We start from the raw sequence: 6032 nt of genomic DNA on the forward strand, positions 1-6032 counted from the left end.
GTCCGCCACCGCACGGTGGTTGATCCTGCCGACCTCGACGCGGTGGCGCGCCAGCTCGGCCGCGAGCCGCGCGGAGTGCTTCAAATCGCTTACCGGTGCCCGAACGGTGAACCTGGTGTGGTCAAGACCGCACCCAGATTGCCTGACGGCACACCATTTCCGACGCTGTATTACCTAACGCACCCGGCGCTAACCGCAGCGGCGAGCAGGTTGGAGTCGGCGGGAATGATGCGAGAGATGACGCAGCGACTGCGGGCCGACGCCGAACTGGCCGCTGCCTATCGACGGGCGCACGAGTCGTATCTGGCCGAGCGGGATGCCATTGAGCCACTGGGAACCGCGTTTTCCGGCGGTGGCATGCCCGACCGGGTCAAGTGTCTGCATGTGCTGATCGCGCATTCGCTGGCCAAAGGCCGGGGAACCAATCCGCTTGGCGACCAGGCGCTGGCGGTGCTGGCGGCCGAGCCGTCGATGGCTGGGATCTTGAATCCGGGGGAGTGGACTTGACGCGCCTCGCGGGAATCGACTGCGGTACCAACTCAATTCGGCTGCTGATCGCCGATGCGGTCGACGGGCAGCTGCGAGATGTGCACCGCGAGATGCGTATCGTGCGGCTCGGTCAGGGCGTCGACGCGACCGGTCGATTCGCGCCGGATGCTCTTGCGCGCACCCGCGCCGCGCTCGTCGACTACGCCGCGCTGTGTGCGACGCACCGCGTTGACCGGATACGCATGGTCGCGACGTCAGCGGCACGCGACGCCGGCAATCGCGATGACTTCTTCGCGATGACGGCCGATGTGTTGGGCGGCGTAGTCGACGGTTCCGTCGCCGAAGTGATCACCGGTGTCGAAGAGGCCGAACTCTCCTTTCGGGGGGCGGTCAACGAACTAGACTCCGCCGCAGCGCCTTTCGTCATCGTCGACTTGGGTGGCGGATCGACTGAGATCGTGCTCGGGACGGACACCGTCGTTGCGAGCTTTTCGGCCGACATCGGCTGTGTGCGGCTGACCGAGCGGTGTCTGCATTCGGACCCGCCAACGGCTGCCGAGGTCGCGGCTGCCCGCGAAGTGGTTCGCGAACGGCTCGGTGAGGCGCTGCGCGCCGTGCCCGTGCAACAAGCCCGCACCTGGGTGGGTGTGGCCGGCACGATGACGACGATCTCCGCGCTGGCGCACGACATGACGACCTATGATTCTGCGGCCATTCATCTTTCGCGGGTTGACATGGACCGGCTGTTCGCGGTGTGTGACGACGTGATCGGTATGTCTCGAGCGCAGCGTGCTGCGCTCGGGCCGATGCACGAGGGACGCGCCGACGTGATCGGTGGCGGCGCGATCGTGATCGAGGAAGTGGCGTTAGCGCTGCGTGAACGTGCCGGCATCGACGCGTTGACGGTCAGCGAGCACGACATCCTGGACGGTATCGCGCTCTCGATCGCCGACTGATCTCAGGATTCGGCCAGCGGGGAACCGGGGGAGCCCCGCCGGCGTCCTAAGTGTCATGAGCAACACGCTGAGCACCGATTTCGATCTGATGCGCTCGGTCGCCGGGGCGATCGACTCCCGCAATGAGGAGATCCGGACGACGCTGCAGGCATTCGTCGGGCGGATGAGCAGTGTGCCGCCGTCGGTGTGGGGCGGCACCGCTGCAGCGCGTTTCAAAGATGTGGTGCAGCGATGGAACGCGGAGTCGACGAAACTCCACCACGCCCTACACGGAATCGCGGAGACCATTCGCTATAACGAAGTCGCGCTGCGGGAATCGGCCGACAGCCATGCCCACCACATCGGCACCGCCGCCGCGGATCTGTGAGCTCGTCGATGGACCCGCAGTTGGCGTACAACTTCGACGAGATCGAATGCTCGGTTCGCCAGGAAATCCACGCCACCGCCGCCCGATTCAACGCCGCTCTGCAGGAGCTGAAATCTCAAGTCGCGCCGCTGCAAGAACTGTGGACCCGCGAAGCTGCCACGGCGTACGGGATCGAGCAGCTGAGATGGCATCAGGCGGCCACCGCGCTCAACGAAATACTGGTCGAACTCGGAAACGCGGTCCGCGCGGGCGCCGAGGATGTCGCCGCCGCCGATCACCGGGCGGCTGGGGTGTGGGCCCGGCAGTGACCCGATAACAGACTCTGCGCGGTCCCGGCGGAAGGGAGAGACGTCGGGACCGCGCAGTGCTAAATGACGACGGATTCGGCGACATTGGGCTGAGGGCTGTGCTTTCGCCGCAGGCCACACCCCTGGCCGCAATCTCATTGCTTCACCCATCGCAGAGTCTGTCGGACGTTTTGACCTGCGTGGATGATGGCGGGTAAGCTGCGCCGTTGGTGTGCGGTACGCCGGGACTCGGGTCAATGTCGGTCGCCGAGACACTCCCTTGCCGTGGACGCCTGACCGGCACCCGGGTCACACCGGGATCCACCCGAGAAGAGAAGGTAAGCGCTGTGTCTACCTATGCGCCGAAGGCGGGTGACACCACGCGGACGTGGTATGTCATCGACGCCACGGACGTGGTGCTCGGCCGCCTTGCCGTCGCGGCAGCCAACCTGCTGCGCGGCAAGCACAAGCCGACATTCACCCCCAATGTTGACGGTGGCGACTTCGTCATCGTGATCAATGCCGAGAAGGTCGCCATGAGCGGCGACAAACTGCACAAGAAGCTGGCTTACCACCACTCGGGTTATCCCGGCGGCCTGCGGAAACGCACGATCGGTGAGCTGATGGAAAAGCACCCCGACCGGGTGGTGGAGAAGGCGATCGTCGGCATGCTGCCGAAGAACAAGCTCAGCCGTCAGATCAAGCGCAAGCTGCGCGTCTACGCCGGGTCGCAACACCCCCACACCGCCCAGCAGCCGGTTACGTACGAGATCAAGCAGGTGGCCCAATGACCGAAACCGCAGGAACTGAGACCACGGAAACCGAGACCGCGGCAACCGAGACCGCCGAAGCCGCTGAAGGCACAGCCGCTGAAGGCACAGCCGCGCAGCCTTCCGAGGCTGCCGCGCCTGCGACACGGACAGACTCCTTCGTGATCGAGCGTCCGATCCAAACAGTCGGTCGCCGCAAGGAGGCTGTGGTCCGGGTTCGTCTGGTGCCCGGCAGCGGCAAATTCGACCTCGACGGCCGCAGCCTGGAGGCCTACTTCCCCAACAAGGTGCACCAGCAGCTGATCAAGGCGCCATTGGTGACCGTGGACCGGGTGGAGAGCTTCGACATCTTTGCCCACCTCGATGGCGGCGGCCCGTCCGGCCAGGCCGGTGCGCTGCGCCTGGCGATCGCCCGGGCATTGATCGTGGTCTCGCCCGACGACCGGCCCGCCCTGAAGAAGGCCGGCTTCCTTACCCGCGACCCACGTGCCACCGAGCGCAAGAAGTACGGCCTGAAGAAGGCCCGCAAGGCGCCGCAGTACAGCAAGCGCTGATCCCCGCGGCGATCACGGCCGCGTTTCAGTTGGGTGGCACTACGGGCAATCCCCTTGTCACCCGCATGCGCGGTTACCAACTGTGAGAGGTTTGTCCGCATGGGTCGACTGTTCGGCACCGATGGCGTGCGCGGCGTCGCCAATCGAGAGCTCACCGCTGAGCTCGCGCTGGCGCTGGGCGCCGCGGCAGCTCGACGGCTGAGCAGCTCCGATGGTGCACGTCGACGCGTCGCGGTGGTCGGTCGTGATCCGCGGGCCAGTAGCGAGATGCTGGAAGCAGCGGTCATCGCCGGTCTGACCAGCGAAGGCGTTGACGCGCTGCGGGCCGGGGTGCTGCCGACTCCGGCAGTGGCCTATCTGACCAGCGCCTACGACGCCGACTTCGGGGTGATGATCTCGGCGTCGCACAACCCGATGCCCGACAACGGCATCAAGATCTTCGGGCCAGGTGGGCACAAGCTCGACGACGCTGCAGAGGACCAGATCGAGGATCTGGTCGCGGCCGGGCCGGGGCTGCGTCCCACCGGGGCGGGGATCGGACGGGTGATCGACGCCGAGGACGCACTGGACCGCTACGTGCGCCAGGTCGGCAAGGGCGGCACCGTCGGGCTCGACGGGCTGACCGTCGTCGTCGATTGCGCACATGGCGCGGCCTCGGTGGCCGCCCCACGTGCTTACCGCGCGGCCGGCGCTCGGGTCATCGCGATTCACTGCGAACCCAATGGGCTCAACATCAACGATCGCTGCGGGTCGACGCATCTGGACGCGCTGCGGTCGGCGGTCCTCGAGCACGGCGCCGACCTGGGTCTGGCGCACGACGGGGATGCCGACCGGTGCCTGGCGATCGATGCCGCCGGTGAGGTCGTCGACGGCGACGCGATCATGGTGATTTTGGCGCTGGCGATGCGGGACGCCGGTGAATTGGCCGGCAACACCCTGGTGGCGACCGTGATGAGCAATCTCGGGCTGCATCTGGCGATGCGCGCGGCCGGTGTGGCTGTTCGCACCACCAGCGTCGGTGACCGCTATGTCTTGGAAGAGCTGCGGTCAGGTGACTACAGCCTCGGCGGCGAGCAATCCGGCCACATCGTGCTGCCGGGGTTGGCCACCACCGGCGACGGCATCCTCATCGGCCTACGGCTGATGTCGCGGATGGCGCAGACCGGCTCGTCGCTGACCGCTTTGGCCTCCGCGATGCACACGCTGCCGCAGGTGCTGATCAACGTCGAGGTCACCGACAAGGCCGCCGCGGTCGCGGCGCCCTCGGTTCGTTCGGCCGTTCAGCAGGCCGAGGATGAGCTTGGTGACACTGGGCGAATCCTGTTGCGGCCCTCGGGAACCGAGCAGTTGATCCGAGTGATGGTGGAAGCCGACGACGAGCCCACCGCCCATCGCCTGGCCACCCTCGTCGCCGAGACCGTACGCACCCAGCACTGATCGCCTGATTGCTGCGCGGAACTGCAAGACGCCGCGATGCGTCGAAGCCGGTATGGGACAACAAAACGCGTTCGTCGACGCCGCGGCAGTGCGGACAGTCGCGAGCCGATTCGACGACGCCGCGCAACTCATTGACGACGCGGTGCGCACCCACCTTGCACGGCTGGCCTTCGACGGCGCCGCTGCGGGACGTGCGTACACCGGTCACGGTGACGCGCTGCGGGTCGCCCTGAATCGGTTGGCCGGCGGACTCTCCCAGTGGACGCGAGCGAGCGTGGAGATCGCCACGGCGCTACGGGCCAGCGCCGAACGCTACGCCGAGGCCGACCTGAGTGCCGCGGGGCGGATGAGCCTTGCGCGCCGGTGACGATGCAGTGGGGGCACCCCCAGCCGCGAAGCGGCGAGGGGGACGAAGCGATGAGGAGGAACGGCGCATATGATTGACCGGTTCGACGTGGCGGCGCGGTTGGCCGAGGGGCAGCCGGCCGTCGAGCACACGCAGACCTATGTGCAGGCATGCCATCTGCTCGGCTATCAGCATCCCGACCTGACCGCGAACGGTTCACAGGTGCACAACTGGTATGAGACCGAAGCCGGCCTCGACCTCCGCGTGCTTGACGACGACAGCGCTGAACTTCGGGCTGCGGTCAAAACGCTCGATGAGGCGCTGTGGTCGCAGCGGATGCAGATCGCCGAGATCGCGGCAGCATGGACGGGTTCCGGAGCCGACTCCGCGACAGCGTTTTTGCAGCGCCACTGCGACAACGCCGCGCAGCTGGCCACGCGTGTGCGCGCCGCCGCCGAAGGCTATGCGGCACTGCGTGACACCCTGTGGCAGCTGGTCGACAGCAAGGCCGCGACGGCCATCGCCATCGATGATCGCAAGGCGGGGGAGCGGCCGGCTTGGCTGGCCGCCGCAGACATGGTGACGGCAGGTGCCGGCGAGCAGTCAGCGGCCGAGGAAGTAGTTCGCCAGCAGATTATCCCCTACGTGGACAACGATATTCGGGATGGCTGGCTCACCGCCATGCGCTCGACTGTGGCGTCCGTCGAGGCGGCCTACGACACGGCCGTCGACGCGCTGGGCTGGATGAGCGAGGCGTGTTTCGAGGTTCCCGGCGAGCTGGGTCCACGTTGGCAACCGATATTCGATGAGCCGCCCGGTCCAAACC

At 66.9% G+C, this 6032-nt stretch carries 8 protein-coding genes and 2 pseudogenes; all 10 read left to right on the plus strand.

The window, feature by feature from the left end; translation table 11 throughout:
* Positions 1-15: 15 nt before the first annotated feature.
* The gene (locus WB785_RS16860; protein WP_424080462.1) at positions 16-507 is read left to right on the plus strand and encodes a DUF501 domain-containing protein; all 492 of its coding nucleotides are present in this window, start codon (positions 16-18) and stop codon (positions 505-507) included.
* Positions 498-1445 (plus strand): exopolyphosphatase, encoded by a 948-nt coding sequence (locus tag WB785_RS16865; protein ID WP_424080455.1) that lies wholly within the window; start codon positions 498-500, stop codon positions 1443-1445. Before WB785_RS16860 ends, WB785_RS16865 begins: the two co-directional genes overlap by 10 nt.
* A 55-nt stretch (positions 1446-1500) precedes the next feature.
* On the plus strand, positions 1501-1812 hold the full coding sequence (locus tag WB785_RS16870) for a WXG100 family type VII secretion target (protein WP_424080456.1): 312 nt from the start codon (positions 1501-1503) through the stop codon (positions 1810-1812).
* An 8-nt stretch (positions 1813-1820) separates the two neighbouring features.
* Positions 1821-2120 carry a WXG100 family type VII secretion target gene (locus WB785_RS16875; RefSeq protein WP_424080457.1) on the plus strand — a complete coding sequence of 100 codons (300 nt, stop codon included), beginning with the start codon at positions 1821-1823 and terminating at the stop codon, positions 2118-2120.
* 326 nt (positions 2121-2446) lie between these two features.
* Positions 2447-2890: a 50S ribosomal protein L13 gene (gene rplM / locus WB785_RS16880; protein WP_424080458.1), complete on the plus strand. Its 444-nt coding sequence runs from the start codon at positions 2447-2449 to the stop codon at positions 2888-2890.
* Positions 2887-3423, plus strand: a complete 537-nt coding sequence (gene rpsI, locus WB785_RS16885) for a 30S ribosomal protein S9 (RefSeq protein ID WP_424080459.1) — start codon at positions 2887-2889, stop codon at positions 3421-3423. The genes rplM and rpsI overlap by 4 nt, the downstream gene beginning before the upstream one ends.
* A 99-nt stretch (positions 3424-3522) precedes the next feature.
* Complete coding sequence (gene glmM, locus WB785_RS16890) at positions 3523-4860, plus strand: phosphoglucosamine mutase (RefSeq protein ID WP_424080460.1); 1338 nt, start codon at positions 3523-3525, stop codon at positions 4858-4860.
* Positions 4861-4912: 52 nt separating this feature from the next.
* Positions 4913-5227: a type VII secretion target gene (locus tag WB785_RS16895; RefSeq protein WP_424080461.1), complete on the plus strand. Its 315-nt coding sequence runs from the start codon at positions 4913-4915 to the stop codon at positions 5225-5227.
* Positions 5217-5300: pseudogene (locus WB785_RS16900) on the plus strand (hypothetical protein); the annotation flags it as partial. The gene WB785_RS16895 and the pseudogene WB785_RS16900, both read left to right, overlap by 11 nt.
* Positions 5297-6032, plus strand: a pseudogene (locus tag WB785_RS16905) (hypothetical protein); the annotation flags it as partial. The pseudogenes WB785_RS16900 and WB785_RS16905, both read left to right, overlap by 4 nt.

It is taken from the genome of Mycobacterium sp. (genome assembly GCF_049585075.1).
Taxonomy (GTDB): domain Bacteria; phylum Actinomycetota; class Actinomycetes; order Mycobacteriales; family Mycobacteriaceae; genus Mycobacterium.